Origin of the sequence: Thalassotalea sp. 1_MG-2023 (assembly GCF_030546745.1) — a bacterium.
Classification (GTDB): domain Bacteria; phylum Pseudomonadota; class Gammaproteobacteria; order Enterobacterales; family Alteromonadaceae; genus Thalassotalea_C.
The window spans coordinates 63,260-89,820 of the sequence record NZ_JAUOPD010000004.1 but is presented as its reverse complement, the minus strand read 5'-3'; the positions used below and the strand labels follow the sequence as shown (position 1 = coordinate 89,820).

General features: G+C 39.1%; 33 protein-coding genes. 4 read left to right on the top strand and 29 right to left on the bottom strand.

The genetic code is table 11. The annotated features are described in order from the left end of the window. The first annotated feature begins 34 nt into the window (after positions 1-34). Positions 35-772, top strand: a complete 738-nt coding sequence (locus Q4489_RS04490) for an enoyl-CoA hydratase-related protein (RefSeq protein WP_303477653.1) — start codon at positions 35-37, stop codon at positions 770-772. A gap of 33 nt (positions 773-805) precedes the next feature. Here Q4489_RS04490 and Q4489_RS04485 read toward each other — a convergent pair whose 3' ends face one another. The 7 genes from Q4489_RS04485 to dusA all read right to left on the bottom strand — a co-directional run bounded on the left by Q4489_RS04485 (position 806) and on the right by dusA (position 5,602). After that, on the bottom strand, positions 806-1,780 hold the full coding sequence (locus Q4489_RS04485) for a lipopolysaccharide assembly protein LapB (protein WP_303477650.1): 975 nt from the start codon (positions 1,778-1,780) through the stop codon (positions 806-808). Between the two features lie 34 nt (positions 1,781-1,814). Beyond that, positions 1,815-2,153, bottom strand: a complete 339-nt coding sequence (locus tag Q4489_RS04480; protein ID WP_303477647.1) for a hypothetical protein — start codon at positions 2,151-2,153, stop codon at positions 1,815-1,817. A 40-nt stretch (positions 2,154-2,193) separates the two neighbouring features. Further along, positions 2,194-2,406, bottom strand: a complete 213-nt coding sequence (locus Q4489_RS04475) for a PspC domain-containing protein (protein ID WP_303477644.1) — start codon at positions 2,404-2,406, stop codon at positions 2,194-2,196. A gap of 68 nt (positions 2,407-2,474) precedes the next feature. After that, positions 2,475-3,137 carry a phage shock protein PspA gene (pspA, locus tag Q4489_RS04470; protein WP_303477642.1) on the bottom strand — a complete coding sequence of 221 codons (663 nt, stop codon included), beginning with the start codon at positions 3,135-3,137 and terminating at the stop codon, positions 2,475-2,477. A 10-nt stretch (positions 3,138-3,147) separates the two neighbouring features. Further along, entirely contained in the window at positions 3,148-3,426 is a 279-nt protein-coding gene (locus Q4489_RS04465) for a hypothetical protein (protein WP_303477641.1), read from the bottom strand. Positions 3,427-4,178: 752 nt separating this feature from the next. Next, positions 4,179-4,310, bottom strand: a complete 132-nt coding sequence (locus tag Q4489_RS04460; RefSeq protein WP_303046022.1) for a hypothetical protein — start codon at positions 4,308-4,310, stop codon at positions 4,179-4,181. 278 nt (positions 4,311-4,588) lie between these two features. After that, positions 4,589-5,602, bottom strand: coding sequence for a tRNA dihydrouridine(20/20a) synthase DusA (gene dusA, locus Q4489_RS04455; protein ID WP_303477639.1), 1,014 nt, complete (start codon positions 5,600-5,602; stop codon positions 4,589-4,591). Between the two features lie 87 nt (positions 5,603-5,689). Between dusA and Q4489_RS04450 the strand changes: the two genes are divergently transcribed. After that, a complete protein-coding gene (locus Q4489_RS04450; RefSeq protein WP_303477635.1) occupies positions 5,690-6,757 on the top strand; it encodes a site-specific integrase in 1,068 nt (355 codons plus the stop codon). A gap of 8 nt (positions 6,758-6,765) precedes the next feature. Here Q4489_RS04450 and Q4489_RS04445 read toward each other — a convergent pair whose 3' ends face one another. The 22 genes from Q4489_RS04445 to Q4489_RS04340 all read right to left on the bottom strand — a co-directional run bounded on the left by Q4489_RS04445 (position 6,766) and on the right by Q4489_RS04340 (position 23,508). Then, on the bottom strand, positions 6,766-7,713 hold the full coding sequence (locus tag Q4489_RS04445; RefSeq protein ID WP_303477632.1) for a hypothetical protein: 948 nt from the start codon (positions 7,711-7,713) through the stop codon (positions 6,766-6,768). After that, entirely contained in the window at positions 7,686-8,390 is a 705-nt protein-coding gene (locus tag Q4489_RS04440; RefSeq protein WP_303477629.1) for a hypothetical protein, read from the bottom strand. The genes Q4489_RS04445 and Q4489_RS04440 overlap by 28 nt, the downstream gene beginning before the upstream one ends. Continuing rightward, positions 8,390-8,869, bottom strand: coding sequence for a hypothetical protein (locus Q4489_RS04435; RefSeq protein WP_303477626.1), 480 nt, complete (start codon positions 8,867-8,869; stop codon positions 8,390-8,392). Before Q4489_RS04435 ends, Q4489_RS04440 begins: the two co-directional genes overlap by 1 nt. After that, positions 8,866-9,567, bottom strand: coding sequence for a hypothetical protein (locus Q4489_RS04430; protein ID WP_303477623.1), 702 nt, complete (start codon positions 9,565-9,567; stop codon positions 8,866-8,868). Before Q4489_RS04430 ends, Q4489_RS04435 begins: the two co-directional genes overlap by 4 nt. 233 nt (positions 9,568-9,800) lie before the next feature. Next, positions 9,801-10,319, bottom strand: coding sequence for a hypothetical protein (locus tag Q4489_RS04425; RefSeq protein ID WP_303477622.1), 519 nt, complete (start codon positions 10,317-10,319; stop codon positions 9,801-9,803). Next, the gene (locus tag Q4489_RS04420) at positions 10,316-11,110 is read right to left on the bottom strand and encodes a hypothetical protein (protein ID WP_303477621.1); all 795 of its coding nucleotides are present in this window, start codon (positions 11,108-11,110) and stop codon (positions 10,316-10,318) included. The genes Q4489_RS04425 and Q4489_RS04420 overlap by 4 nt, the downstream gene beginning before the upstream one ends. Further along, entirely contained in the window at positions 11,107-11,904 is a 798-nt protein-coding gene (locus Q4489_RS04415) for a phage tail protein (protein ID WP_303477619.1), read from the bottom strand. Before Q4489_RS04415 ends, Q4489_RS04420 begins: the two co-directional genes overlap by 4 nt. Next, positions 11,901-12,419: a phage tail protein gene (locus Q4489_RS04410; protein WP_303477615.1), complete on the bottom strand. Its 519-nt coding sequence runs from the start codon at positions 12,417-12,419 to the stop codon at positions 11,901-11,903. The genes Q4489_RS04415 and Q4489_RS04410 overlap by 4 nt, the downstream gene beginning before the upstream one ends. A 2-nt stretch (positions 12,420-12,421) precedes the next feature. After that, positions 12,422-13,585, bottom strand: a complete 1,164-nt coding sequence (locus Q4489_RS04405) for a baseplate J/gp47 family protein (protein ID WP_303477612.1) — start codon at positions 13,583-13,585, stop codon at positions 12,422-12,424. Next, positions 13,575-13,907, bottom strand: a complete 333-nt coding sequence (locus tag Q4489_RS04400; RefSeq protein WP_303477610.1) for a DUF2590 family protein — start codon at positions 13,905-13,907, stop codon at positions 13,575-13,577. Before Q4489_RS04400 ends, Q4489_RS04405 begins: the two co-directional genes overlap by 11 nt. Then, positions 13,907-16,051 carry a phage tail tape measure protein gene (locus tag Q4489_RS04395; RefSeq protein ID WP_303477607.1) on the bottom strand — a complete coding sequence of 715 codons (2,145 nt, stop codon included), beginning with the start codon at positions 16,049-16,051 and terminating at the stop codon, positions 13,907-13,909. Before Q4489_RS04395 ends, Q4489_RS04400 begins: the two co-directional genes overlap by 1 nt. Before the next feature lie 145 nt (positions 16,052-16,196). Further along, on the bottom strand, positions 16,197-16,346 hold the full coding sequence (locus Q4489_RS04390) for a hypothetical protein (RefSeq protein WP_303477605.1): 150 nt from the start codon (positions 16,344-16,346) through the stop codon (positions 16,197-16,199). A gap of 41 nt (positions 16,347-16,387) precedes the next feature. After that, positions 16,388-16,654 (bottom strand): putative phage tail assembly chaperone, encoded by a 267-nt coding sequence (locus Q4489_RS04385; RefSeq protein WP_303477602.1) that lies wholly within the window; start codon positions 16,652-16,654, stop codon positions 16,388-16,390. 45 nt (positions 16,655-16,699) lie between these two features. Next, positions 16,700-17,314, bottom strand: coding sequence for a hypothetical protein (locus Q4489_RS04380; protein WP_303477600.1), 615 nt, complete (start codon positions 17,312-17,314; stop codon positions 16,700-16,702). A gap of 31 nt (positions 17,315-17,345) precedes the next feature. Then, entirely contained in the window at positions 17,346-17,792 is a 447-nt protein-coding gene (locus tag Q4489_RS04375) for a phage protein (protein ID WP_303477597.1), read from the bottom strand. A 10-nt stretch (positions 17,793-17,802) separates the two neighbouring features. Beyond that, positions 17,803-18,915, bottom strand: coding sequence for a DUF2586 domain-containing protein (locus Q4489_RS04370; protein ID WP_303477594.1), 1,113 nt, complete (start codon positions 18,913-18,915; stop codon positions 17,803-17,805). A gap of 35 nt (positions 18,916-18,950) precedes the next feature. Next, the gene (locus Q4489_RS04365; protein ID WP_303477591.1) at positions 18,951-19,604 is read right to left on the bottom strand and encodes a phage virion morphogenesis protein; all 654 of its coding nucleotides are present in this window, start codon (positions 19,602-19,604) and stop codon (positions 18,951-18,953) included. A gap of 2 nt (positions 19,605-19,606) precedes the next feature. Further along, on the bottom strand, positions 19,607-20,077 hold the full coding sequence (locus Q4489_RS04360) for a phage tail protein (protein ID WP_303477589.1): 471 nt from the start codon (positions 20,075-20,077) through the stop codon (positions 19,607-19,609). Further along, entirely contained in the window at positions 20,074-20,544 is a 471-nt protein-coding gene (locus Q4489_RS04355; protein WP_303477587.1) for a head completion/stabilization protein, read from the bottom strand. Before Q4489_RS04355 ends, Q4489_RS04360 begins: the two co-directional genes overlap by 4 nt. A gap of 120 nt (positions 20,545-20,664) precedes the next feature. Then, positions 20,665-21,399, bottom strand: coding sequence for a phage terminase small subunit (gpM, locus tag Q4489_RS04350; protein WP_303477585.1), 735 nt, complete (start codon positions 21,397-21,399; stop codon positions 20,665-20,667). 94 nt (positions 21,400-21,493) lie between these two features. Further along, positions 21,494-22,531, bottom strand: coding sequence for a phage major capsid protein, P2 family (locus tag Q4489_RS04345; protein WP_303477583.1), 1,038 nt, complete (start codon positions 22,529-22,531; stop codon positions 21,494-21,496). Positions 22,532-22,584: 53 nt separating this feature from the next. Beyond that, on the bottom strand, positions 22,585-23,508 hold the full coding sequence (locus Q4489_RS04340; RefSeq protein ID WP_303477580.1) for a GPO family capsid scaffolding protein: 924 nt from the start codon (positions 23,506-23,508) through the stop codon (positions 22,585-22,587). A gap of 208 nt (positions 23,509-23,716) precedes the next feature. Between Q4489_RS04340 and Q4489_RS04335 the strand changes: the two genes are divergently transcribed. Next, positions 23,717-25,498 carry a terminase family protein gene (locus Q4489_RS04335; protein ID WP_303477577.1) on the top strand — a complete coding sequence of 594 codons (1,782 nt, stop codon included), beginning with the start codon at positions 23,717-23,719 and terminating at the stop codon, positions 25,496-25,498. Then, the gene (locus Q4489_RS04330) at positions 25,498-26,538 is read left to right on the top strand and encodes a phage portal protein (protein WP_303477575.1); all 1,041 of its coding nucleotides are present in this window, start codon (positions 25,498-25,500) and stop codon (positions 26,536-26,538) included. Before Q4489_RS04335 ends, Q4489_RS04330 begins: the two co-directional genes overlap by 1 nt. The last annotated feature ends 23 nt before the right edge of the window (positions 26,539-26,561 follow it).

The window sequence follows — 26,561 nt, the reverse complement described above, 5'->3', positions numbered from 1 at the left end:
ATTCATACTGCCATTGTAACTAAGCTAATTTCAAATGGATAATCTAATTCTTTCAAATTTACAAAATAATGTTCTTCAGATAACAATTAATCGCTTCGACAAAAAAAATGCATTAAATTCAAAAATGTATTTAACATTGTGTGATTTACTCGCGTCAGCGGCAACGAACGATAAAGTGAATAGTGTACTCATTCAAGGCAATGAAAGTTGCTTTTGTGCCGGCAACGATTTAGCTGATTTCATTAAACATGCTAATGACGACGACCTTGCTGCCTTTCAATTTGTCAAAGCACTAGTCCATTTCAACAAACCTCTGATTGCTGCAGTTGCAGGCCCAGCTGTTGGTATTGGCACCACTATGTTGCTTCATTGTGATTATGTTATCGCAACAAATGACGCAAAATTAAAACTACCATTTAGCCAATTAGGGCTTTGTCCAGAAGCTGCTTCAAGTACTTTATTACCGCTAAAGTTAGGTCATAACAAAGCCTTTGAGTTACTTGTATTGGGCGATACCTTTAGTGGACAATACGCTCACGACATTGGTTTAGTTAACAAAATATCTTCTGATGAAGCGTTACTTTCTGATGCACTGGCAGTAGCTGAAAAAATAGCCAAACTACCTGCAGATGCCACTCAAACAAGCCGGCGCTTAATTAAGCAAGCGACACAACCGCAGGTACTTAAAGCAATTGAACAAGAAGCTAAAGAATTTTCAAGACTAATAAAAACAAACGATTGCCAGCAAATACTACAACGCTTTTTTAATTAACAAGCTTTTTGAAAGTTAAAGGGTCAGTAACTTTTAGCTCTTTAACTTTTTAATTTTCTTTTTAAGCTCTTTTATCTTGTCTGCTAGTTGTTCTTCGTCGTTTAACTCGATACTCGTTAACGTTTTTTCCGCTATGTCATATTTTTTCTGATGCGTGTATAACTGCGCTAACCTTAATTGACTCCATTTTTCATACTGCTTACTATTTTTTACTTGGTTATTTTGCAAGGCGAGAATACCTACTTCTATCTCTTCACCGGTTTCTGCTGCTAACTTACCTTGTTGATAAAGCGCTTTGGTTTTTTCTTCATCATTTTGGGCAAATTTAACCGCAAGCTTGAAGTCTTCGCGTGCTTTTTGCCATGCTTTATCATCCATGCTTGTTATTGCACGATAGAAATACAATTCACTACTTTCAGGGTATTTCACCAACCCTTCTGCTAGTGTTTTGTATGCTTCTTGTGGTTTTTCATTGGCTCGGTAAATAGTAGCAAGATGCTTATACCCCTTAACTGGTGCAATTGTTAACAGTTTTTTCGCATATTGTGTGGCCTTATCTATATCTCCTCCGGCAACACCGGGCGCATGTAAATAAAAACCAATGGCTGTATCAAGTGCCTCAATATAGTTAGGCTTTAACGTTAATGTTTTTTCAATCGACTCAACAAAGTCTTCCGCGTAGCCCAGCTTTGAAAAAATACTCGCCTGTTGAGCCATAACAATTGCGCTTACTGAGAAATAGTAATTAACTTGCGCATTTGAGCCGTGTTGTTCTTTTAATGCTTCAAAATAATCAAAGGCGGGCTCTCCATCTTCATTTGATAAAAGTAAACGCCCTTTGGCGATTTTAGCAGGTAAGGTTTGCTTAACATCATCTGGCAAGGCTGAATATTCAGTTTTTGCTAACGCAATATCTTGTTCAGTTAATGCTTTCTCCACTTTTTCCATTGTTGAAGCGACACTCGCTGAGCATAAAGAAAACCATATTATTAGTATTAGCGCTTTCATTTATTATCCTTTGTCCATATTTTGTAAATTAAGATTAATTATATTGTCGTTGTTTGTTTCGCGTACACAACCAAATAACGCCGGCTATCATGAATATCGGCCAAAAGGCACCAAGTAATGCCATAGCAACGGCACCAAAAACAAGCATAGCAAGAAAAATCACCGTACCAAACACACTGACAACTATCGCCACGGCAACAAGGGTCAATATCACAACAACTAACGCTGAGATACTGATCGCCTTTAAAGGTTCAATAAGTTCTTCTCCCATGTAAACGTCAATGTCAAAATATTCGACGAAACTGGTCCCTAAAACATAAGTAAGAAACAACGTGGCAATAATGGCAAGTAACAGTGATTTAAATAATGACATAGCCTACTCCTATCGTTTAAAAATGTTGCTTTAATATCGGCTAATAATGATTTGGAAGTAGAATTGTTGCACAAATATAAGCAACTGCTGTTACCACAGGAAATGCAAATAAAGATACAATCGCTGCAATTCTTACTCCCCAACGTGGAAATTGGTAATGACGAGCAATACCAGCACAAACACCTGATACCTTCTTATACAATTGATCTTTTGATAAAGTAGACTTATGAGTATATTGACGTTGATATTTCATGTGTTTTTCCTTCTAATTAATGGGGAATCATGACACCTTGAACATAAAGTGTCATGGTAACGTGGTCATTAGCTATTGACTGTTTTCTTCTTCAAATTTGCGATCTCTTCGTCAATACGTTCATCTGTTTCCAACGCTGATATTTGGCTTGCAAGATCTTGATTAGCCGTTAAATCAAATGCTTCAACTTGCGCTTCAACTTCATCAATTTTTTGCTGGTAACGTTCAAACTTGCTAATCGCATCTTCAATATTATGCACTTGTGCGCTTTCTCTTACTTTTAAACGCACCGTTGCTGATTCTTGTCTTAACAAATAGGCTTCTTGTTTGCGTTTTGCTTCTGATAACTTACTTTGTAAACGCTGGCTATCTTCCTGTACCGCAGTTAAAAACTCTTCTAATTGAGATAGCTCTTGTTCATAGCTTTCTTGTTCACTCTGTGCTTTATGTTTTTCAACTAAGGCTGCTTTAGCAAGATCATCGCGACCTTTCGCTATTGCTGTTTCAGCTTTCTCTTGCCAATTACCAACAGATTTTTCTAGTTGACGAACATGTCGTAACACCGACTTTTTCTCAGCAATATGTTTTGCCGCTGTCGCCCTTACTTCAACAAGTGTTTCTTCCATTTCTTGGATGATCAACCTGATCATTTTCTCTGGATCTTCTGCCTTGTCTAGCATGTTGTTAATATTGGCATTTATGATATCTGTAAATCTTGAAAACATTCCCATGGTACTTCTCCTACTCTTCTACAGTTCTTTTTGATGATGGTGATACCTGTGCGATCATTTGCTCAGTATGAACAACTGGCTTATCCGCTAAGGCGATGGTCAATTTAAGTTGCGCTTGAATATTATCTTTCAATGCTTTTGATATTTGTTGTGACACTTGTTTAGTTTGTTCTGCTACCGCTTTATTTACGCTATCTTCAATACTGCTTTGATTTGCCGATGCACTCGTAATTGTCGTTAGTCCTATAACAAGTGAAGTCAATAATAATGAAAAACGTTGACGGTTCATGTTGCTCTCCTGAATGTGTGTCATCTAAAAAATTTAAAACTTATCCTTCATTAATCTATACATTACAAGGCTTGTGCCAACAGCGTAAAATTATTTAAATAATTGTTTTATAACAAATAATTTAATTAACTCTACATTTACAATAATTCACGACATAATATGTCAAACGAAATTATAGTGAATATAACTACCGATTTAGTCTAATTGACCAATATGATTATTTGACTGTGAGTATTGCTCTTCACGCCATAGATACGTAGAGACAATAATCTTGTTTGAACCAGCTTCTGAGTGTTCATAGCTGTGATAGCTCTAATCTACGAACGCTATTATTTATCAATAAGGTGAGAGCAATCAGAAAGTATTATTCTTAAGCATTGCGTTTTTTATACCTAGCAATGAGATACCGCGTTCAACGTTTTTATCATCTAAGTAATTGTGCGTTGCTAAATAGAAAATACTTGCTCAGATGACATTAGGGGTTTAATTAAACTAATGGCACGACAAAGAATGGAACCGCACATGTGTGGTTGGTATTTAACAGGTAAAATATCAGAAGTAGGTATTATGTTTTCGCTGGATGACAGTACATAACCGAAAAGAGCAAAGAACTCAAGAATGCGTTGTCGTTAATAGCTCAAGAGAAGCATGTGTACACATTGATAATATTCGTTATAAGAACGTAGAAATAATTCACTTTGATGAAAAAGGTACATTAGCTAAGGTATTCAATTCGTTTTACTTTCAAGCAATCAAATATCACAAACAGATATTCGCTTACTTGTATTGAGCTTTTTTTCAAAAAACCGAATCACAACTGAGCAAGCAAGTACCGCTGCAGCAGGGATCATCATGATCATAGAAATGGTTAATAAACTTAGCATCTTCTTGTCCTTTCATAAGGTTATAGTGATTAAGATGCAAGAAAGTAAACAAAGGTTGTGCCATTGCAGCAAAAAAAACATAAAGCATTGAATTATAAAGAAAGTTGATTTTTACAAAAAAATAGTTTTCGAAACAAATTTTTGATTATCATAATCAGTTGGTGAATTTCACTATTTGTTAGTAAAAAAATGCTAATAACTGTTTTATTGAAAGTAAACAACGTTATTAGCCTCCCGAATACGGGAATACACTTCCCGATTTCGGAACTTTGTCGTCATTAAATACCCTTCACTTTATCGAACGCTTCAAGTAGAACACGACTATTTGCAGCTTCACGGCCAGCATTTTCACTTAAGTAACGACGATATTGTTTTGCTCCAGGCAAACCATTACATAAACCAAGCATATGCCTAACAACATGCCACACACGACCACCGTTAGCGACATAGTTGTCGATATACACAGCCATTTCTTCAATCACTTGTGTTCGCGTTTTTACAGCAGTGTTTTGCTGCCAAATTTGTTGATCCGCTTGAGACAGTAAATATGGATTTTGATAAACCTCTCGGCCGATCATTACACCATCAATATGGGTTAAATGTTGATTTGCTTCTTGAAAAGATTTAATACCACCATTAATAGAAATGTTTAATGACGGAAAGTCGCGTTTAATTTGGTATACCCGCTCATAATCAAGTGGCGGTACTTCCCTGTTTTGCTTAGGACTTAAGCCACTTAACCATGCCTTACGCGCATGTACAATAAAATGTTCACACCCCGCTTGAGATACCTCACTGATAAATTGATGTAAAAATTGATAGCTATCTTGATCATCAATGCCTATACGTGATTTCACAGTAACTGGGATATTTACTGCTTGTTGCATTTGCTCTACACAGCGAGAGACTAAAGCAGGTTCAGCCATTAAACACGCACCAAACTTACCGTTTTGAACACGGTCAGAAGGACACCCAACATTAATGTTTATTTCATCATAACCTTGCTGTTCAGCAATTTTTGCACATTCGGTCATGGCTTTTGGGTCGCTACCACCCAACTGTAAAACAACTGGATGTTCTTCTTGGTTAAACCCTAAATAATCACCTTTACCAAATAAAATAGCGCCTGTTGTCACCATTTCCGTATACAGCACTACGTTTTTTGACATAGTTCGATAAAAGTAACGACAATGGCGATCGGTCCAATCAAGCATAGGCGCAATGCTTAGCTTGTGATCTACTGTATTCATTGGCACACTTGGCTTTAAACCTACTTCTGACTGTTCTTTCATTCTTTGCGAATTACCTCTAATTGCCTTGAGTTTACCCGAGTTTCCTTTTAAAGTACACCATAAGTACACCTTTATTGAGTAGGACAAATGGCATCTTTCAGCATACAAAAGCGTAAACGTTCAAGCGGTGAATATAGCTACCGTTGCGCTATTGTTGTTAAAAAAGGTGGTGAGATTATACACCGCGAAACTAAAACATTCAGAAAAAAAGAACTGGCTAGAACATTTGGTGTTAGGCGTGTAAATGAAATTGACCTTAATGGTTTAAAAATTAATAAGTCAGTTACTATTGGCACCCTACTTAATAACTATTTTGAGAATGCTGATCTTTGGAATAAAACAGGCCGCACTAAACGCTATGTAATAAAGATGCTTATGGATAGTGATATCAGTAAAATTTTATCAAATGAGCTAAGAACAAGTGATTTAATCGAGCATTGTAAAAATAGGCGTGCGGCTGGTGCTGGCCCCGCTACTATTTATCATGATATTGCTTATTTGCGCTCTGTGATGAAAAAGGCAAACCCCGTTTGGAATATTGATGCTAATTATAAAATTTTTGAAGATGCTGTACCGGTATTAATTGAAATGGGGTTAGTTGGTAAAAGCCAAAAGCGCACGCGTCGACCAACTGAGAACGAGTTAGACCGTTTGCGCGACGGTTTAAAAAAACGTATGAGTTACCGTTCAAACGGTGTTGTTCGTATTCCGTTTATTGATATTTTAGATTTTAGTATTTTAACGTGTATGAGAATTGGCGAAGTTTGCGCGTTACGTTGGGATGATTTAAATGAAGAGCATAAAACCATTGTTGTTCGTGATCGTAAAGACCCACGTAAAAAAACGGGTAATCATATGATTGTGCCGTTATTGGCCGGTTCGTTTGATATTTTAATGTCTCAACCTCGAACGAGTGATCTTGTTTTTCCTTATAACTCGCGTTCTGTTACGGCTGGTTTTCAACTGGTGCGTAATGATTTAGAAATTGATGATTTGCGTTACCATGATTTAAGGCGTGAAGGGGCTAGTCGATTGTTTGAAAAGGGTTACTCTATTGAAGAAGTTGCCCAAGTGACTGGACATAGAAATTTGAATATTTTATGGCAGGTTTACACGCAACTATTTCCGCATAAGTTGCATGATAAATTTGCGTAAGGTTAGTTTTATTCAGTTATCGGTGATAAGTTACTTTCAAGCCCTGAAGCTGCGCTTTTATAACCTGTAAACGTTGTTGCTTGTGGTGATGTGCCAGCGCCAGAATGTGTGTGTGTTGCTAGTGTGTCGTTGGTGTCTTTAACTACGGCGATTAGGTCTAGCAATACTTGTACTACGTTTACACTATTATTACCCAGCCATACTGTAGCACCTTGCACTTTTGCCAGCTGTGCTGCCTTGGCTTCAAACTTTTTAAGGCTTTCAAGGTTCATGTTTTCGTGTGCTTTAATGTTGACCTGTTTTTTACTGCCAAGTGTTAAGTCTTCTAGCGCCATAATTAAGGCTTTTTCACCCACTATGGTTTTTAAAGCCCCCATTATTTCATTGATTTGGTTACCGTCAATTTTGTTTGTGGCATGTGTGTCTATGCTGCAGTGTTTTTCGTGGTAGTTTTCTTCGCGAACTTGCGCGTTAACTTCTGACGTTTGGCTTGTTTGTTTTATTTCGCCTGGTGTTTCTATGTGCCAGTTTTCGTTGCTGCCTTTTATTTTGCTATGCTTTGATTGTTGCATTACTACGTCGGTTGCGCGGTTTTCAGGCACCAGTGTTTGCCATGGTAAAATGGCGGTAATAACTGGGTGAGAATCTAGCCCGTCTATGTATTGAACTAAGCAACGCATGCCTACCTTGGGTTCAATATATAAACCACTTTCGTTTCCTTGGCCTGTCGCTAATGTTACCTGTTCAAAAATTGGAGCCTCTAGCGGTTCGTTAGTCACTGTGTTTAGTAGTTGAATATCTGCGGCTTTGTATGGTCTAAAGTTTGTGCTTACTTTTGAACCATTAGTAGGCAAGTCGTATATTTTTTCAATACGCGCTAACTGCGGCAAGTGTTTTCGTTGCCCTATTTCTGGAAAGTAGCGTAATACTAAGCGTCGTATATAACTTTTGACCATTTTAACCCTTGTTTATTTCCTGTTAGTGTTGTTTCAGTAATGTAACGATTGTTTATTTTTATACCCGGTCTTAGTTTTGGTATTGCTACGCATTCACCGTTTGTTGCATTTTTTACGTTTATTACGCTTTCGTCGAAATTTTCAATTGTTTCTTGGGCCCATGGTGAGTGGTCCCAACTTCCTACGTATATTTTGCCGTTGTTTTGCTGTTGAAATATATAGTTTTCTATTTGATATATTTTGCCCAGTTGTTTTAATGCGCTAATACCGTTGCCGCTGTGATAAAAACAAGCTACTGGTGTTTTCATGTATTCTTCGTTTGGTATTATGAATTCAATGCCTAGCTCTGCTATGTTTGCTAGTACTTGTTCAGCTGTTGCAAAACGAATTGAAATAGGTACATAGAACGACAATGCACCAATGAGCTCGCGGCACGTTAATATCCATTGGTTTTTTATTTGGTGCTTGCTTTCAATTACTCCTAAAAAATACGGCGTAAGTTCGCTTGTTTTATACCCTAATTGCAGTTCTACCAACCCTTTTGGCTCTTGTTCGCATATTACAGTAAATATGGCGCGCCCTGGGCTAAATAAATCTAGCTGTACAGTATCGCTAACAATGTTTTTTACTGGTTCGTTATTAATTAACAATACCTTTGTTAGTCTTGTTGTTGTCATTACACTGCGCCTGTTTTTTCAAACTTTTCTTGAATGGCACTGTGTCCGTTTTCGGCTTGTGGCTGCGTATTGCTCTCGGCTTTTGCGTTGAGTATTTGTTGTTCACGTTCTGATTTACTTAACACTTCGCGCATTTTGAATGATATTTGCCAGCCTTTTGCTTTTTCTAGCTCAATTGTTTTTATTTCACCGTCAAACGTAGCTTTTCTTACTTTGTAAGCTGTGGTTATGTCGCTATTTAATGTGTATATGACGCTTGCACCCTCGTCAAGTGCCTTTGCTTTGTTGATCAGTTCTGCGAGTTTTTCTTTTTCTACAAAAGGTATTTTTGCATTAACGGTTACCACTGCGCCTTTAACCCCTTTATTCATATTGATAATGTAGGAGCTTGCACCACTTAGATCTTGGTTTTCAATTTTTACGCTGCAATTTATTTTTATGTCGTACCCTGGTACTTGCCAGCCGTCTAATGTGATCATGTAAATAACTCGGTAATAGGTTGTAATTCGCTAGTGCTTCCGGTGTAAACGATGTACGCCCAATGCATTTGGTTATTGCCTATTTTTTTAATGGCATTGGCTAGGCCTCTTGCACTGTTAGCCGTAATGCTTTGTGTTTTTATGCTTGTGCTTACTGCGTTAAACTTTGTTTGTGCTAAACGTATGTCGCGTTCAGCTTTTAATGTTTCTGCTTCTGTTATTGCATTGTCTAGTGTTGTTATCACGTTTTGGCTTTCGCTTTCAACTAACGCCAGTGATGCATCGTTATATGCATCATTTAGCGCGGGTATTGCTCGGTTGTCTGCTTGCTGTTGCCATTCTCGGCTTTGCTCGTTGCCTGTGCTTGGTGTTGTTTTGTCTTCGTTTATTGTGCTTAAGCTTTGCGCGTATTGTTGGGCGTTAATAAATGGCATTAACGGGCATTTTTCGTTAATGGTTTCTAGTTTTTCGGCAAGTTGTTCCGGCTTTTCTGCAATAGCATATAACACTAAGGCATTCCACGACGTTGGCCTTTGCTGTCTGGTAAGATCTTCTATGCTTTTTGCAAGTAATAACGCACCTTTGGCGCTACTTAGCGCTGTAGGTGTTTCGTAACTGTTTAGACTAATGCTATTTATTGCCGTTGTTTTTCCGGCTAGGCCGTTACGATCAGTGTTAAAGCTTGGTGGAAATTGCACGTTAAACTTCGTCCCATTCTATTGACTTGTAGCAGTGGTTTTTATCAAAAAAGAATAATGTATTGATCATCTTTTCAAGTATTAACCATTTTCTTTTTTGTGTTGTGAGGGCTTTATAGCCTACGCGGCCACTAATTGTATGGTCTTCGCTACCATTAAAAACTAACACGTTAAAAAATGCGTCAATTACTATTAGAAGCCTAAGTAGGTAACTTTTTTTACTTTTCTGCATGTTAAATTACTTTGAAAACGTGCTCGTCAATGCTAAAACTAAACTGTGCTAATTCTTCTGGTGTTAGTTCTGAGTTCAACAACTCTGTGTTGACAATCCACTTACCACCCGTTTTGAAAGTAATGCTTATACTAAACGTTCCGTCTTGCTCGATAGTTGCCACCATGTAGGCTTTTCTCTGCGTATCAGTTCGCACAAATGGCACGCGAAACTTTGTAAGTCCCATTGCCACCAATGCGTTTAATCCGCTACCTGTTGCGGTAATTTCTGTTAACTCGTTTACCGTGTATTCGTTTGGCTTGTTGTCAAACCCGGTTAGTGTTGGTGAAACACCAGAAATTTCTATGTTAATAATGTCGGGGGTTTGTTCATTAAGTGGTGAATAAACAAAACCACCCTCTTCGTAAATGTAATCGTAAATATTGGCATTTTCAGGAATGTAACCTGACACTGCTGTAGAATGTAAATTATCTTTAGTCGAGCCTATAACTCGTCCTTCATTGTTTAGTAAGTATCTCACGGGTTAACTCCTGACATTTCAACAAAGTATGATGTGGTGTAAAAAGAGGTATCACCACCATATTGATAATGCTGTAAAGGAAATGCGCGTTTGTATATTTTGTTTTCTCCGGTGCTCTGACTTCCTGATGTGCTAGTAACATTATGTTGTAACTGAACAAGTCCTGAAGTATGTTCGTAATCAATAAACTCACCAGCATATGAATCGTTAGCAGTAGAGCTAGTTGAACAACGTGAATACATCTTTAAAAAATAACACTTTTTATTTAAGGTGTGTGTTGTTCCTGCGTTTTGCCTGTGACTTACTTCAACGTTATTATGCATCCAATCTCTCGCATTTTGAGTGTTAAGTAAATTTTGGCTTGCTGTGTAGCTATCAAACAATATTTCTCGATTAGCTAAATCGCTAAATATACTTGCTAACGCTGTATCATTATTAGCAATTGCTTTCATTATCACTGCTTTTTCAGCAATTAATGTTAATACAGCAGAATTATTTACGGCTAGATCTACTAACCTTAATAATGAAGTGTTGTTACTAGCAATACTGTTAGTAACACCGCTGTTTTCTAATATTATTTTTAGTGTCGTAATGTTACTTATTAGTGCATCTACTATAGAAGCATTACTCACAATAAATTCAGGAAATGCATCTACTTGAACAATAGCTGCTTTCCCTTTTGTCGTAAGGCAAAAATCTATTATCTCTTGCGATGAAATATTATCTTCGTTTAATAATTCAAATAGTTCTGTAACTGGGTTTCCACTTGCTCTTAATGTTCCCTCGCTCATATTTTGTAATCCCCATTGCTGTTTTTATACGCTGTATACCTAACGTTTTTTACCTTTATATTTATAGAGTCGTAAGGTGTTTCATTCATTATGATCTTTTTTCCTGTTGGTGCTAACAGTCGGCATTTGTTTAATTCACTAAGCGTTACAGACTGATCAATAACAAAGTCAAAGGCTTTTCCTGAGTCTGTTGGTATTTGTAGATCTGCAAAATCCATAAATACATGAAGTTTGTCTTTTGTAGTTATAGCGGTTTCATCTTCTGTAACATAAAACGGTTCGTTGTCATCATCATGGTTGTGCGCGTCAAATTCTGCTTTGCTTACAAATTCTTCATGGCTTGCCTGCCATGGTAGTGCTGACAAGCTAACGTTTAGTTGAGCGGCTATTGAATTACTGCGCCATACTATGCTTTTTACACTGTAGTCACCTGCGTTGGCTCCAACGGTTTTAGTTTTTGTTTGGCTGTTGGTGTGAACAACAGCAATGAGCACTTCGCTATTATCTGCTTTTGTCGCTATTACGCCGTACCAGTTAAAATCAAACGTGCCTACGTTGTACCCCATTGCGCAACTTATTACGACTGCGTTGTCGTTCAGTTGAGATACCATTTCAACTGGTTGAGTGTGTACTACGTCTGCTGTTGGCACTGTTGCATTTGGGTCTATTGGGTCAGTTTCTTGTAACCCGTTAACGTTAGCAAAAACAAAGTGTGTTATGTTTTGCACTTCACTGCCTGCAAAAACGGCATCTTTGTAACTTAGCCCTGCGTTTGTTATTAGTAATGTGCTCACCCTACTACCTCTTTATTAAATTCTACTTGGCCACCTAGTACGTATATTTCCAACACGTTTAACACTTGCAAAAAGTAACGTCGGCACGTTCTTCCGTATTGCCTTATCAGTTCTTCTACTAGCTGTTGCTTGTCGGCAAATTCTGATTCGATCATTGATATGCCTACCATATCCCAGTCGTAACCGGGTATTCTTTCGTTAATTTCCATATAACCAAAACCAAGACGTTTGAATATTGCTTCCATTCCTTGGGTTGAACCTGCATCTTCTGCGTTTGCCAGGGCGTGTTTAATGCGTAATCGGTAAAGCTCTACCGGTTCGTTTTCTAATCTTGTTATGTCGCGTTCCCATGCGAGCAAATTTAAAATTGGTAGTGCGGCTTCGTCTTCGTTTATTTGTTCAAGCCACCACCATAATTTTTGCTCGAATTCTTGCCAAAACTGGTTTGCCACTTTTGCCAATTTTGTGGTTTGTTCGCCGTTTAACCATGTGGGTAATTGAATATTATTGCTCATGGCTAGCCCTGTTTTGTCACGGTTAATGTGTCGATAACTGGCAAGCTCATTCCTGTATTGAAATCGTTGGTAATAAAGTTTAGCGAGCTAATTTGCGGAAACTGCGCATGTAGTTCTGATGCTAATAAACTAAAGCTAAAGTTTTCATTGGGTTTGCATGTTGTTGCTTCATATGCTGAATTTTCACGGAACGCTGCGCGAATAAATTGCTCTATTTGTGTTTTTATGTCGGTTTCGTTTGGTTTTAGCCAGTATTGCAATTCAATGTTTTTTGGTGTTGTTGGTATGGCGAATACTAACAAGTCGTCGCCATGGCCATGATAGCCACTGGCGGTATGGTTGTTTATACTGTCTACTACTGTTTGCGTTACTGTGCCTACGGGTAAATATACGTATGCGTTCGCGCTACCTGGCCCCCGCGGTGCGGTGTGATCAAATATTATGTTGTCGGCCAATATGCCTGGGAACTCTGAAATAATAGAACGATACACTGCATCAACGTGAAAATTACCGCTTGTGGCGAATTTGTCACGAATACGCAATTGATAATTACTATCTGATTCGACTAACTGGCCTGCTTTAACTAGCCAGTCATCATTGTTGGTTACGCTTACGCCTTCTATCGGTATTACAAAGTTATTGTAGTAACCGCCTGGTAAGTTATGATCACTGCCAAATTCTGTTGCTTCTACTAGTGCGTTTATACTTGCTACCCCGTCAGCTAGGGTTACATCAAATAAAGTTTGTACTTGATACACTACGCCATTTATTGGCGTGCTTTGTATTAACGTGCCCTTTTGAATCGTTAGCTCGCCGCTGCTATCTACTCTGTGTATTTGCACATTCCCTTGTGTTTTAACTGCTTGTAGCCGTGGTGTGTTTCGGCCTGCGCCTTTTGCGTCTAACCATTCGTTTTGTGCTGACAGTACAAACGTATTGGGCATAATTTGTGTAGTGAGTATGTCTACCATTTCTTTCGCTGGTTTAGCGATTAATGCTTTTTGCAGTCGCCAAAATGGGCTAAACGGGCTTTGGTTGTTTATTTCAAAGCCGTTTTCAATTAATAGCGCATCCCATTGAGCCTGAAACTCTTGCTCGGTTGTAGGAATGTTTGCCTGTTTAAGCAGTTCGGTAAATTGCTTTGTTAGGTCTAAATTAATTGACATTGCTTGCCTCTATTTTTCCGTAGTCGTATGTATCAGCTAGCACTTTTATTGTTTTGTCTGAGTTGTAATAGAGTTCAATAGTGCCTGGTATTAACCGTTCGTCTTGTTCTACTATTAATTCCAACTCGGTTAATATTGTTGAAATTGCATTGTTGTTTCTTAGTCCTACTAGCCTTACAAGTAGCCCGCTTTCTAATATTCTGTGCTTTATGTCTTGAGCAATAACTTGCTGCTTTGTTAGTTTTGTTGGGCTTAATATGTCGTCAAGTGATAAGTCACTTTCAACAATGTTTAAATCTATGTGATGTGTTGTTTCTGACATTACCCGGCTAACTCCATTAGTTGTTCAATGTCTGCCAGTGCGTTTTCTGACTTAATTGTTAATCCGTCAATGTGTACATGTTTACTTTGATCACTGCTGTTACTGTTATTAGTGAGCGAGTTTGAAAACTGTTGTGCAATGGCTGATTTTTCAATTTGTACGTAATTGCTTTTAGCTAACTGTTTGTTTTTCGTTTTTTGCTTTTCGGCCTTTTCTGCTTGTATTTGCGCTATATTTATAGGCACTACGTTGTTAACGGGTAGTGATTCTAGTTTGCTCGTTTTTGTTGCTGTAATATTTGTGTCGTCGCCAAATAAACTGCCAACCCACGTTCCAGCTGTTTTTAATAACCCAATACCATCATTAAGTAATGAAAACCAAGCGCGCATTGGTGCTGTTAACATTTTAAAAACATTAGCTACGGTAGTGCCAAAGCTTTTACCTGCATTTCCTGCCGCTAATAATTGTTCGCTAGTTTGGTTTACAGGAGTTAATAAGTTGCTAAACCAACTCATTAGCCCACTGGCTTTTTCGCCTAGCCATGAGAATAAATCACCCACAAAACCTAGTTTGTCGATAAAGCTTGCCAATATCGGCGTAACGGGGCCAAAGCCTTGTGTTAATCCGTCCCAAAATCCGCTCATAAGCGCTTTTATTGGTTGCCAATACTTATAAATAGCAATGCCACCAGCGATTATCCATGTTAATGGGTTTGCTAGTAATGCCGTGGTAAATGCCCACGCCCCTGTTGTTGCTGCCATTAAGCCAACACGCATAGCACCTAGCGCACCACCACTAAGCGCGCTTTGCATATGAAAGCTTAGCAAGGCAATACGAGATGCTTTTACGGCTTTGCTAAATAGCCCTAGCACCACGCTTGATGCTTTAGTGAATGTTGAAAAGCCGATCATTCCGTATTTAGATAGCCCCATAACAATGTTAAATAACCCCACTGCTGTCATTAGGCCAACTACGCCCACTACGGTTGTGGCAATTGTTGACGTTAAAATAGGGAACCTCTCTGTTAATCCTACTACTGCATACAAAGCGGTTGATAGTTTTTCAACAAAGGGTTCAACTACAGGCAATAATCTTTGCCCCATTGCTGTTGCAGCTGCGTTGAACGATCCGCTTAATCTATCCCAAGGGCTTGCTATTATTTTTGCCATTTCAACAGCTTTTGACCCGTCTTGTATATTTTCGAATATCTTTATATCTGAGTTTAGGCCTTTTACTTTTTCACTAAGTACGTTTACCGCTTTGGCTCCTTGTTCGCCAAATACTTTTGTTAAAACGCCAAGTTTTTCTACAGAGCCTAATGATTTTAGTTTGTTGTTTATTTTGCCGAGAACTAAGTCTATGGCGATCATGTCGCCATTTTCTTTTGTTAATTTTAACCCTAGCATTTTCTCTGCTTTGCCAACGCCTTGTATGAATTTTTCTGCTTGCGTTCCAGCAACAGAACCTGACTTGGCTACAAGTTGTAATTGTCCAACCATTGCAAATTGCTGAGCGGCATTTAACCCTACACTGGAACCTGTATTACTTAAGTTTGAAAATGCAGCTTGCATTTCTGAACCAGTAGTTTTATACAAATTTACTGCTGAGGCAGTTTGCCCAGCTATTTTGTCTACCCAGTTAGATTTTCCCATTTTATTAGCGTTTTTTTCGAAGATACCGTACATAGTACCCATGTAACTGGTAATGGTTGATGCGTCAGCTTTTGTTGCTTTTGCTAATATGTTTGAAGTCTTTGTGAATGATGAAAGGTCATTTTCTGTTAAGCCTCCAATTGCTGACTGAATGTCGTAAGCACTGCGCACAAATTCGGCTGAATTTCCACCAAATTCACTGCCAAATTCAAAAGCCGATTTTGTTAATTTTTCTAGCCCGCTTTGCGCAACGCCAAGTGACTGAACTTCACCAAGAGCTGCCATGTGATCGATGGCAGGCATTAACGAACGGTTAAGCGCCACACCACCAGCTGCAGCACCAACAAACCCTTTCATCATTTGATCTTGTGCTTTGTTTGCTTGTGCGCTCATTTGATTTATTTTGCTCATGATTTTATTGACGGGTGCTGATGCTTTATCAACTACGCCAATGGTATACATGAGTTTTTCTAATTTACTTAATGAGCTCATTAGTTGTGTGCCTAATTAACTAAATACTTGGCTAAAAATCGTTGTTAGTAGTACTACTGAAATAGCCGCGGAAAAAAAGTAAAGCAGGCTTGTTTTGGTGGCTTTATTGAATTGTTTATTGTTCACTTTTTTTGCCTCTTTACTTTTATTCATTGTTTTTAAAGAACATGCAAATGCCATTATTTATTGCTATTGCTTGTTGCTCTATGCTGTTGTTTTCTAAATACATGGCTTGCGCCAAGCTTTCTTCGGTTATCGGTAAGCTTGGCAACCATTTGCTGTGATATGCGAGCATTTGTTCCGTTGGGTTATTCCCTATGGCTTTTGCTCGCTCTGTTATTTTTTTACGGTTATGTCAAAGTCTTCTTGGTATTCTTCAACAATTGCCCCCAGTAAATGCAAGGCACCGCCCGGTTTTTTCATGAATTCTATTGCTGCTTCTCTGCTTTTTGGGTCAACAATTGCGGTGATGAAATTAAACGCGGGTTTCACTTTATCTTTTGGTGTTGTGTCGTTTATATATTTGTTATAAGCGGCTACGTTGACATTAAAAACCATGTCTTCGCCATTAACAGTTAATGTAATTTTTTTCTCAAACGCCATGATGTTTCTCTCTTTTTTTTTCTAGTTACGGTTATGCTTTAGCTTTTATTTTTGCTCAAGCTGTTGTTGTTCTAATAAGGTGTAAGTAAAGGTGTTGCCCCATGTTTTTGCCGACTGACGGCAGAGTGTTAAAAACTCGTCAAAGTCTTCTGGCTTTGCTAACACTTGGCAACCTGCACTCCATTTATTCACTTGCTTAGATTCGTTTTTTTCGCTGGCTCGGTGGCAATTAATACCAAAGTAGCCTTTTTGTTTTTTTACGCTTTTAAGGGTGACGTCCGTGTCTATCGTTTCGTCCTTGTTTCCATCACGAAATACGGTGATCGGTTTGTTTTGTACAAGTGCGGGGTATTTACCCTGATGCATTCCGAAGGTCCATACACTTTTATGTTGCATGGGTGCTACTACTGCCGTTCCGTCAACGTTAATCGGGTTTTTGCGATAGTATATGCCTGGGTCGGTTGTGCATTTATATTGTACTAATTGCCATTGGCCGTTCATTTGATAAAGCACACACATCATGTCGTTAAATGTATTTGCGCGCGTGTTTTTGCTGCGAACACCAATAATATTGAGGTTTAATTCACCTTCAAATAGTTGATATTGGCTATGCTTTAGCGCTGCTAATACGTTTTTTATGGTGATTAGTGTGCTTTTCATTTTTTAACCTTTCTGCGTTGTTTTGTGTGCGCTATAAGTCGCGCACCTCTTCGGCTGTTAAGTACGGAACACCATTAATTTTCACAAAGTCTGGTGATACCACTTGCCCTTTGATTGTCGTTAAATCCTCTTCTCCACCTTCTGCTTTGATATTGAGAATTTCTTCAAGTGATGGCAGTACGCCAAACACTTCTACGTTTTTAGAGCCGGCTGCGGCTTCTGCTAAAAATGATAAATCGAATGGTTCAATGCCTTTCCAGCTGCCTGCTGATTGTGCTTGCGCTTCGATTAGTAAAAAGTTTTCGTGATCAACTTTTATTGAAACTTCTGCTGAAACTGGCCCATCGATATATCCCTTTGGAACGCCTCTTACTATTTTGGGTGTTCTACCGTCGGTAATGGTTACTGTTGCTTCATTGATGTGTACCATTTTGTCACCCATGAATACGTCGAAGTCTTTGCCGCCTAATGATTTCATGTTTTATTCCTTACTGTGCGTTGTCTAGCATGATGCCGACTAAAATTGTGCTTGGTGAGTCAATTGGTTTTACTTTCAGTAATACGTGTAACTCGGTTGGGCTAGTGAATGTTAGGCCTATTGCATCTTCTTTTGGTTCTTGTATTTCACCAGGGAATTTGTCAGCGCCTAAGTTGATGCTTTTTGCCATGTCGCGTAAAGGTTTACTAAGTACGCGTTTACCAAACGCAATGCCTGAGCTTGAGTTATTTAGTCGACGGTTTTTAATTTGCCAAATAGCAATAATGCGTACTTGCCTTGCTGCTTTGTCTACTACTCGACCTGCTTCAATTTTTTGATAGTCTCCGCCTTCTGCGTCTAGCATGTTTACATCACCAAAATATATGCCATCGAAGTCTGGGTAAAATTGCACACAACTAAAACGCAAGGCATCTAGTGCGGCGGTAACCGCGTTGGTCAGTGGTGCGCCTGTTTTATCGACTGGTGAAGGTAATAACGATAATGAGCCAGTTTGTGTACGCATAGGGCTGTCTGCAATAGTGACTGAACGCTTACATAAACGGCCAGTAACAGCACCTAGTTCGTCGCCGTAAAGTAAAGGAATTACGGCGGTTCGGTCTGCTACCACACCATCGATTAGTGGTTGAATTGCGGTGTTATGCTCTGCCCATGTTTCGCCTGTGGCTGGGTCAGGGTCGCAACCTGGCGCTGCAAGTAAAATACGGATTCTTCGGGCGTGTGCTGCCAAAATTGTTTGCATTTTTGCTTGATATGCTTCTACGTCAGCTTTTCCCGTTACTGGGGTTGAAACAACAATAATTTCTGGGCTTACGTCTTGGTCCATGGCTTTGTCAATTTCTGCCATGATATTGTCGCCGTTCGTGATGGGAATAGCCCAGCCGGTTACTAGGTCATCACCATTTCGTACCCACGCTTGTAGTTGTGTTTTTAATGGTGAATCTGTATCGCTAATTAGCGTATCAAAGTCAGATTGTGCGTTAATTGCTACAACGGTGTTCAGGTTTTCTGTGCCTTCACCAATGAATAATACTGAGCGTTCTACTTCTTTCGTTGCTCCGCTACCTGTGTTTGCCGACGTTACGGAAACTTTACCTTGTGCCATGTTGTTACCCTTTCCTGTGCTGTAAGTTTGTTTGGTTAGCCGATGCGGAACGCTTCAGATAACATGTAATTTTTTAACTGTTTGTATTCTTTTGCTTCTTGTCCTAAAAACGAGCGTTCTGGTAGTGGTATTGACCACTTCGTTTTTTTGTTTTGCTCGTCGCGCATTGTTCTTAGTACTAGCCCTGCTTGATAAAACGTTAGGTTTTCTTGTATCCATTTAAGGCTTGGGTTTTTCCAGCCTTTGCCTTTGTTTTTTCTAATTTTGTAACCTTCTTGCCTTAAGCTTTTTGCTTGCTGCCTTGTTGCTTTGGCTGTTTTGTTTGGCGTTCCGTATTTTTTTGCAGCTTCTTTTGCTGTCATTTCAAGGGTTACCCCTTGTTGATGCGCCCTTGCTATTTGTCCTACTAATTTATTGCCAAACGTTACTTGTGCTTTGTTAGGGCTTGTATGCACTTGTAAATTTTTACCTAACTTACGTAGCATTTTTGTTTTTTTGCCGTTTGCTCTGCCTTGCCACGTTTTGCCTTGTAAATCTTTTTGTTTGGTTATTCTTTTTTTACTGTCTCGCCTTACTTTTCTACCTGCACCACGTAATATTCTTCGTCTTTTTTGTGGGTTAAGGGTTAGTAACTTAAGTTCTTTAAGTACTTGCCCAGTTTGTGCTTTGTTCGTTGTTGCACTTAGCATGTTCAGTCGTTATCAATTTCACCTGTTAAGGTGAACGTTTCAGCTATCCATAAGCTTGATTCGCCAAAATCGTATTTTTTATCGTTTAGTACGAATGGCCCCGTGCTAGATTCGATCAGTTGTATTTCTTCGCTGATGTTTTCAATTGTTAGTTCAAGCTCTACGCTGTTGTCGTCGAGTTTGTCTACACTAAATTCAACCGTATCGCTTTCGTGTTTTTCGCCGTTCTCTTGCAGCCAAAAACTTACGTATGTTGCTATTAGTTCTGCGGGTGCTGCGCATGGGTTTATGCTAATTACGCCGCTATAATTTATTCTTGCGGCTATTATTCCGTTGCCGTTTATTTTTTTGCTGCTTGGCTCTATTTCGCCACCTTCTATCCATGCGTCAAATTCGCCTGGCTTTGCGAGTAATCGCCCTTGGTATTGGGCGGTTGTTAAGTGTGCAACAAGGCGTTGTAGTTTGTTTTTCATATTAGTTCTACGCTTATGTTTTCACTTACGCTCATTATTTGGCGTATTGCGCTGAATGCTTGGTTTTTCCAATACTTTTTACTGTCAATTGCCACTTCGCTTTGTGTTGCTTGTTGGTCGCGATGCGTTTCGCCAAGTTTGCTAATCAATAAGTTTGATTTAGCAAGTGAATAAACCGCTTTTTTGTAAAGCGTGGTTAGCCGATCGATGCCGTCTATTTTTTCATTGCTTATTTCTTCTAGCTTGTTGAACGTTGACCAGTTAATTACGTTGTATTCGCTTAGTTCATTGTTAACAAAAAACGCTGCTTCGGTGAGTTTTGTGGTTACCATGTCTACGTTGTTGCCGTATTCGGTGGCAATGGCGTAGTTTTCACTTAGCTCTTGTATGCTCAACTGTGGGTAAAAGCTGTCGCTTTGTACCTTGTTGTTTGGCATTTCTGCATGGGGCATACCGTTTAAGTTCATGTTTTACCTTTGCTAACAATGTTTGTAATGGGTGTGGGCGCCTACAACCGTTAAACCGAGAAATAAGTATCAAACTGGTTTAAGGTTGCATGCCCACCGGCGTTAGAGTCTTTTCTGCTCTTAAATATCTATTTCAATGTTTAGATTTTTGGCAATGTCTCGCGCGGACTTCTTAACCCCTGCTTTATCATTGAGGCTGGTGGCCGTTACATAATGCTTTAGTGCATTGCCATAGTTATGTTGTACTTGTTCTAGTTTTCCTGCCATTGCATATACTTTGCCGCCAACAATGTCGCCAAGGTCGTATTTTTGTTGCTCTATAAGCGCGATAAACCTAATGAATTGCTGGGTAATTTGCGTTTGTTCAATACTTTTTAAGCCTTTTTCAAGTTGCAATGCACCTTCTGTGTAGAGTTGGTCGGCTACGAACACACCCCAATGCTTAGTGTTAAATACTGTGGGTAATGGTTGTTGTTGAGAAACCATTAGCGGTAAAAGCTCTAGTGCTTTCGTCCAACGTTTCAGATCAATTAACCAAATGAATACCCAAGCAAGTATGATGTTTGGGTGGTTGCCGCCACTTGCTACATATTTTTCAACGTATTCAAGGTGGTTGTTGTTTTTTAAGGCTTCGCTTTTGTATTGGTCTTTTTCTTCAATGGTTGAAAACTGTTTAAGTTGAGCTAGGTCGGCTTCCATGCCGATTTTTTGCATGTCGAATTCTGCTTTTACCTGGTTGCTAATGTCGCTTTCTGGTTTGTTGTTTTCAACCGCTTGCGTTTGCGCAATTGTTGCGCCTTGTTGGCGTGCTTTTGATGCTGCTTTTCTGGCTAGTGCTTTTTTTACTATGCTCATGTTAAACAATTCTCTTCGTGATGATGTTTTAAAAAGCGCTACCTAGATTAACTAGGTAGCGTTACTCATTTGAGTAAGTCCGGGATTCGTTATGCTATTCCCAAGCGTTACCTGCCGCGTTTGGCACTTTTACGTTTGCTGATTCGAAAAATACGATTTTTTCTAAATCTTCAACATAAAAGCAGTCGTTACGTGATTGATAGTCTTCAACACGTTTCTTTTCTGGTACGTCTTTAATGTGCGTACGTGTTGAACCGCTTTGTATGTAATGACTTAAGTTGTCGAAACTTGTTACTAAAATTCCACGAGCGGGGAAAAATGGCACTTTATATGTGCGTAAACCGCCGTATGTATCAATAACTTGTTCAAGTTCAATTTTTGTTTTTTCGCTTGGTGTGTGAGCTTGCTTTGCATACAACTTGTTTTTGTCGTTTGCTAACAGTTCGTCGCCGATGATTGCAATCATGTTTGTGCGTTTGTGCTCTGGAATTGCTTGTAACGCGTCATGTACTGCTTGGTCTAGGTTTTCGTAGTCGCCACCCTCACCAATACGAATTTCACCGGCATTTGCACCTTCTGAAATTGCACGTTCTGACGCATCGCGGCGAACAAGCTGTAACCAACCAATATTTACATCTTGCAGCATTGGGTTGCTTGCTAAGTCTGTTACATTTGCTGCGCTTGTGCCGTTAAACCCAACTTTAATAATGTCGAGTGCAATCGCTTGTTTTACGTGATTACGATAACGTTGCAAGAAGTCTGGAAACTTTGACCATTGATCCATTTTTTGCCACGTTAAATGTACGTCGCACTCAACTGGATAGCAGCGGTATTCACGTTTTTCTAAACCTGATACGTCTTTAGTTTGGCGAGTGTTTGATGGGTTATCTTCTACACCTGCACGGCCAGTTACGCCACCGTCAACGCTCATGATCACTGATTGACCAACTATATCATCAACCATTGCAGTATTGATTTGCTGTAAGAATTCTGCTGATTCATACATTGCGTCGTAAAGGTTTTGTTCTACTGTTGGCTCAACTGAGAACTGTGTGCTCATTGATGCTGTGCCGTAATTTGATGCTAAACCAACCATAATGGCGGTAAATAATTGCGATGTTTTTGCTTTCATTTTTTCACTCTTAATTTTTAGATAAATTGATGTTTAATGCGATCATTTGGTTTTTAATAAATACCGTTAAATTGCGCATCGCCTAAGTTTTCTTCGTCGGCAGGTGTTGTGTTACCAGCCGGATTACCAATAGCCTGGTCTAGCTTTTTACTTAGGTTTTCAATTTGTGTGGCCATGTCGCCGACTTGCTCAGATACGTTTTTAAAGTCGTCGTTGTCTGTTAATGAAAATTCGGTTGGTTTTTCAGGTGTGTTTTCTTCGTTTTCACCTTCGTTTTCAGTTGGCTGTGCTGTCAGCTTTTCTTCAATGTTTTGCATTGATGTTTGCATAGCAGTAAAGCCAGTGGCTAACTGTGTTAATGGCTCAGTTAACGCGGTTTGTAGTTGCGCAAATTGTTCTGGCTTCATTTCTTCGTCCTTCTTGTTAAATAAATTTTTAAATATATTTTTAAATCCTGCGGTTTCTTCGCTTTGTGTTTCTATGTTTAGCGTTGAACGCGTAATTTCATTATTTTGTTCTGAATTTGGTGTTTCGTTTTTGTTGAAATTTGCACGGGTTGTGCGGGTTGATGCGGGGTAGTCTGTCATTGCTAAACCGGTTAAATAAGTTTTACCTGTTTTCATGAAGTCACGGTTTATTTCAATGCTGTAATATACTGCTTGGTCTGCCTGGTTAAGTTTTAGCAGTGATTCGTTTGGGCATAGTATTGCATTCAATACAGTGGTTCCGTCTGCTGTTTTACCTTTGCTTACGCTTACTACATCACCTAGCATACAGCCGTTTAGCTCTATGCCTAAGTCGCTTGCGGCCCATGCTCCCCAGTTGCCGTAGTGATCTAAATTAATACGGGCGCCATACATATCGTAGTTGTATGTTTCTACGATGTCGTCAATGTCTTGTTCAGTGATTTCTCTGCCATCTACCGTTAAACCAACAGCGGCTATTGTTTGGGGTAATGTGCGTAAACTACTTTTCATTCATTGAACCTATGGCCGTTTTATGTGTTAATTAATATGCTTTGATATTTTAAGTTTGCGCTCTCGTTTTGTTGCTTTCCATTGTTTTAATTCTTTGTAATTCCTATATTTTGTTTCTAGGATTTTTTAGGGCTTGTGTTTAAAGAATTAACCCTTTCAGCTATATAAACTGCTTTTATTCTTTTACTTTTTAGCAGCTTTATTGTTAATGAAACTTCGGTATGACCCTTCTGTTATTAAACAAGCACGCGACCATTATGTTTTTGGTTCGTACACGTTTGATGAAATATCAGAAATGGACGGTATGCCAAGTGCAAGAACGTTGCGAAGGTGGGCTGATGAAGGTGCGTGGAATGATTTGTGCCCTTCAATTAACGCTGAAACGGCTATTGCTCGTAGAATTGTTTTATTAGCAGACCGTGAAAATAAAACTGATGCTGATTACAAAGAATTAGATTTTTTAACGAAACAACAATGCGCGTTAAATCAGTCGCGTTTGCCCAGTGCGGGCATTGTTAAAAAGTATGGTCAATCTCAGCCTAAACAAAGTGCTAACGACGATGAGCCGAGCGGTAAAAAACGCCGTAAAAAGCGCATTAAAAATGATGTGTCTGGCATTACTAAGGAAATGCTGGACCAGTTAAAAGACGAATTGTTATACCCCCACCAGTTATTTTGGTTTGATAACCAAGAACACCGAAGCCGATTTATTTTAAAGCCCCGCCAAATTGGTGCCACTTTCTATTTTGCTTTTGAAGCGTTTTACGATGCGGTGGTTAATGGTCGTAATAAAATATTTATTTCGGCTTCTCGTGATCAGGCTGAAATTTTTAAGGCAAACATTATTGCGTTGTGCCGTGAGCATTTTGACATTGAATTAAGTGGTTCACCGCTTACGTTAAATAATGGCGGTAAATCGACAACGCTTTACTTTAAGAGTACGAACGCGCGCACGGCTCAGTCGGCCAGTGGTGATTTGTATATAGATGAAGTGTTTTGGATCCCTAAATTTAAAGAGTTACGCGGTCTAGCTCAAGCAATGGCTACGCACAAAGATTTTAAGATTACTTATTTTAGTACGCCTAGTGTTACTAGCCATGAAGCTTACGATTTATGGAATGGTAGATGGTATAGAAAAACTAAAGCCTGTAACGACCCTGAATTTGATGTTGATACTAGCCATAAAGCATTACAAAGCGGCGTGCTTTGCGGGGATGGTATTTGGCGACAACGTTTGCATGTGCATGATGTTGTTAAACAAGGTTTTGATCGCATTGATATTGAAATGCTTGAAAATGAGTATTCAAAAGACGAGTTCGACAACTTGTTTATGTGCAAGTTTATTGATGATGCGCATTCAGCCTTTAGTTTAAAACAAGTTATGGCGTGTGTGGGTAATTCAAGCAAGTGGAAAGATATTGACCACAGTTGGCCGCGCCCATATGCAATGAAACCAGTTGTAATTGGTTTTGACCCCGCACGAACACGAGATAATGCAGCTGTTGTTGTTATGTCATTACCAGCCAATGCCAGTGAAAAATTTAGAATTATTGAAACGTTAAATTTAAACGGTAACGATTTTGAAGGTATGGCTCGTGAAATTGAAGACCTTACGCGCAAGTATCATGTGGTGCACATTGGTGTTGATACCACTGGTATTGGCCTTGGTGTTTTCGAGCTTATACAAAAATTCTTCCCTATGGCCATGCCTATTCATTACAACCCAATTATGAAAAATCGCCTGGTGCAAAAAGCGATTAATGTTATCGCCAATAAGCGCCTTGAGTTTGATGAAGAGTCGGTTGGTATTGCAAGCAGCTTTATTAATATTCGTAAGAAGGTGGTGGGTGACCAAATAACGTATGCAACAAACAGAACGGCTAGTACTGGCCATGCTGATATTGCTTGGGCAATTATGCACGCCCTAATTTATGAGCCGCTAAGTGGTGGCATTGACAGTACACGAACTTCGATAGGAATAGCAGCTTAATGGTTGATGATATAAAAAAAGAAAATAAAACAAATTCGGGTGTTGATTGCTTTAGCTTTGGTGATCCTGAGCCTTGTTTGGATAATCGTATCACTGAATACATGGGCATTTATGCCGATGCGAACGGTATTTACAACCCGCCTATTTCATTGATTGGTCTTATTAAGCTGCTTGATGTTAATGCCCAGCACGCACCTATTTTGTATTTCAAACGTAATATGATTTTAAAATGGTTTGAAAAGAACCCCATTCTAAATAGAAATAATTTTAGTAAGTTTGCGTTTGATTATTTGTGGTCGGGCATGGGGTATTTTCAAGTCATTCGAAATGCTTTTCGTGTGCCTATTAAGTTACGCCATTTACCTGCTTTAAACATGCGTTATACAAGCACGCGTGATGTTTATGCGCAATTGCAAAACAATGGCAAAATCTTACGCTTTGAACCTGGTGAAGTTATTCAAATTAAAGAATATGACCCGCGCCAAGGTATTTACGCAATACCACAGTATTACGGGGGTATTCAAAGTGCATTATTAAATGAAGATGCAACGTTATTTAGACGTAAATATTATAAAAATGGTGCGCATATGGGGTTCATTTTTTCAATGGCTGACCCTAGCTTAAATGGTGACGATGAAGCCGCCCTTAAAAAAGCTATTTCTGACAGTAAAGGCGTTGGTAATTTTAGAAGTTTATTCATTAATACGAAAAACCCAAACATTAAAGATGCTGAAAAAACGATAAAAATAACGCCTATTGGTGACATTTCAACAAAAGATGAATTTGAACGTATTAAGAAAATTACGCTTAACGATATGTTGAGTATGCATCGAGCGAGTGAAGCGTTAAGCGGCCAAGCGAGTGGTGATAGTCCGGGCTTTGGCGATTTAGACAAGATTACGCGTAGTTATTACAACAATGAAGTTGTACCACTTCAGCAAGAAATGATGCAAGTGAATGAGTATTTACCCGCTCATTTGCATATTAGTTTTAAAGAGCCTGATTATTCAGATTTAAACCCTGTTGCTATTGAAGAATAGCGCTTAGCAAGGAAGTGGTACTA

Excerpts from the sequence above, each read along its gene's own strand:
- Q4489_RS04490 (WP_303477653.1), top strand. The coding sequence starts at position 35 with ATGGATAATCTAATTCTTTCAAATTTACAAAATAATGTTCTTCAGATA.
- Q4489_RS04485 (WP_303477650.1), bottom strand. The coding sequence starts at position 1,780 with ATGAAAGCGCTAATACTAATAATATGGTTTTCTTTATGCTCAGCGAGT.
- Q4489_RS04480 (WP_303477647.1), bottom strand. The coding sequence starts at position 2,153 with ATGTCATTATTTAAATCACTGTTACTTGCCATTATTGCCACGTTGTTT.
- Q4489_RS04475 (WP_303477644.1), bottom strand. The coding sequence starts at position 2,406 with ATGAAATATCAACGTCAATATACTCATAAGTCTACTTTATCAAAAGAT.
- pspA (WP_303477642.1), bottom strand. The coding sequence starts at position 3,137 with ATGGGAATGTTTTCAAGATTTACAGATATCATAAATGCCAATATTAAC.
- Q4489_RS04465 (WP_303477641.1), bottom strand. The coding sequence starts at position 3,426 with ATGAACCGTCAACGTTTTTCATTATTATTGACTTCACTTGTTATAGGA.
- Q4489_RS04460 (WP_303046022.1), bottom strand. The coding sequence starts at position 4,310 with ATGCTAAGTTTATTAACCATTTCTATGATCATGATGATCCCTGCTGCA.
- dusA (WP_303477639.1), bottom strand. The coding sequence starts at position 5,602 with ATGAAAGAACAGTCAGAAGTAGGTTTAAAGCCAAGTGTGCCAATGAAT.
- Q4489_RS04450 (WP_303477635.1), top strand. The coding sequence starts at position 5,690 with ATGGCATCTTTCAGCATACAAAAGCGTAAACGTTCAAGCGGTGAATAT.
- Q4489_RS04445 (WP_303477632.1), bottom strand. The coding sequence starts at position 7,713 with ATGGTCAAAAGTTATATACGACGCTTAGTATTACGCTACTTTCCAGAA.
- Q4489_RS04440 (WP_303477629.1), bottom strand. The coding sequence starts at position 8,390 with ATGACAACAACAAGACTAACAAAGGTATTGTTAATTAATAACGAACCA.
- Q4489_RS04435 (WP_303477626.1), bottom strand. The coding sequence starts at position 8,869 with ATGATCACATTAGACGGCTGGCAAGTACCAGGGTACGACATAAAAATA.
- Q4489_RS04420 (WP_303477621.1), bottom strand. The coding sequence starts at position 11,110 with ATGAGCGAGGGAACATTAAGAGCAAGTGGAAACCCAGTTACAGAACTA.
- Q4489_RS04410 (WP_303477615.1), bottom strand. The coding sequence starts at position 12,419 with ATGAGCAATAATATTCAATTACCCACATGGTTAAACGGCGAACAAACC.
- Q4489_RS04405 (WP_303477612.1), bottom strand. The coding sequence starts at position 13,585 with ATGTCAATTAATTTAGACCTAACAAAGCAATTTACCGAACTGCTTAAA.
- Q4489_RS04400 (WP_303477610.1), bottom strand. The coding sequence starts at position 13,907 with ATGTCAGAAACAACACATCACATAGATTTAAACATTGTTGAAAGTGAC.
- Q4489_RS04395 (WP_303477607.1), bottom strand. The coding sequence starts at position 16,051 with ATGAGCTCATTAAGTAAATTAGAAAAACTCATGTATACCATTGGCGTA.
- Q4489_RS04390 (WP_303477605.1), bottom strand. The coding sequence starts at position 16,346 with ATGCTCGCATATCACAGCAAATGGTTGCCAAGCTTACCGATAACCGAA.
- Q4489_RS04385 (WP_303477602.1), bottom strand. The coding sequence starts at position 16,654 with ATGGCGTTTGAGAAAAAAATTACATTAACTGTTAATGGCGAAGACATG.
- Q4489_RS04380 (WP_303477600.1), bottom strand. The coding sequence starts at position 17,314 with ATGAAAAGCACACTAATCACCATAAAAAACGTATTAGCAGCGCTAAAG.
- Q4489_RS04375 (WP_303477597.1), bottom strand. The coding sequence starts at position 17,792 with ATGAAATCATTAGGCGGCAAAGACTTCGACGTATTCATGGGTGACAAA.
- Q4489_RS04370 (WP_303477594.1), bottom strand. The coding sequence starts at position 18,915 with ATGGCACAAGGTAAAGTTTCCGTAACGTCGGCAAACACAGGTAGCGGA.
- Q4489_RS04365 (WP_303477591.1), bottom strand. The coding sequence starts at position 19,604 with ATGCTAAGTGCAACAACGAACAAAGCACAAACTGGGCAAGTACTTAAA.
- Q4489_RS04360 (WP_303477589.1), bottom strand. The coding sequence starts at position 20,077 with ATGAAAAACAAACTACAACGCCTTGTTGCACACTTAACAACCGCCCAA.
- Q4489_RS04355 (WP_303477587.1), bottom strand. The coding sequence starts at position 20,544 with ATGAACTTAAACGGTATGCCCCATGCAGAAATGCCAAACAACAAGGTA.
- gpM (WP_303477585.1), bottom strand. The coding sequence starts at position 21,399 with ATGAGCATAGTAAAAAAAGCACTAGCCAGAAAAGCAGCATCAAAAGCA.
- Q4489_RS04345 (WP_303477583.1), bottom strand. The coding sequence starts at position 22,531 with ATGAAAGCAAAAACATCGCAATTATTTACCGCCATTATGGTTGGTTTA.
- Q4489_RS04340 (WP_303477580.1), bottom strand. The coding sequence starts at position 23,508 with ATGAAAAGTAGTTTACGCACATTACCCCAAACAATAGCCGCTGTTGGT.
- Q4489_RS04335 (WP_303477577.1), top strand. The coding sequence starts at position 23,717 with ATGAAACTTCGGTATGACCCTTCTGTTATTAAACAAGCACGCGACCAT.
- Q4489_RS04330 (WP_303477575.1), top strand. The coding sequence starts at position 25,498 with ATGGTTGATGATATAAAAAAAGAAAATAAAACAAATTCGGGTGTTGAT.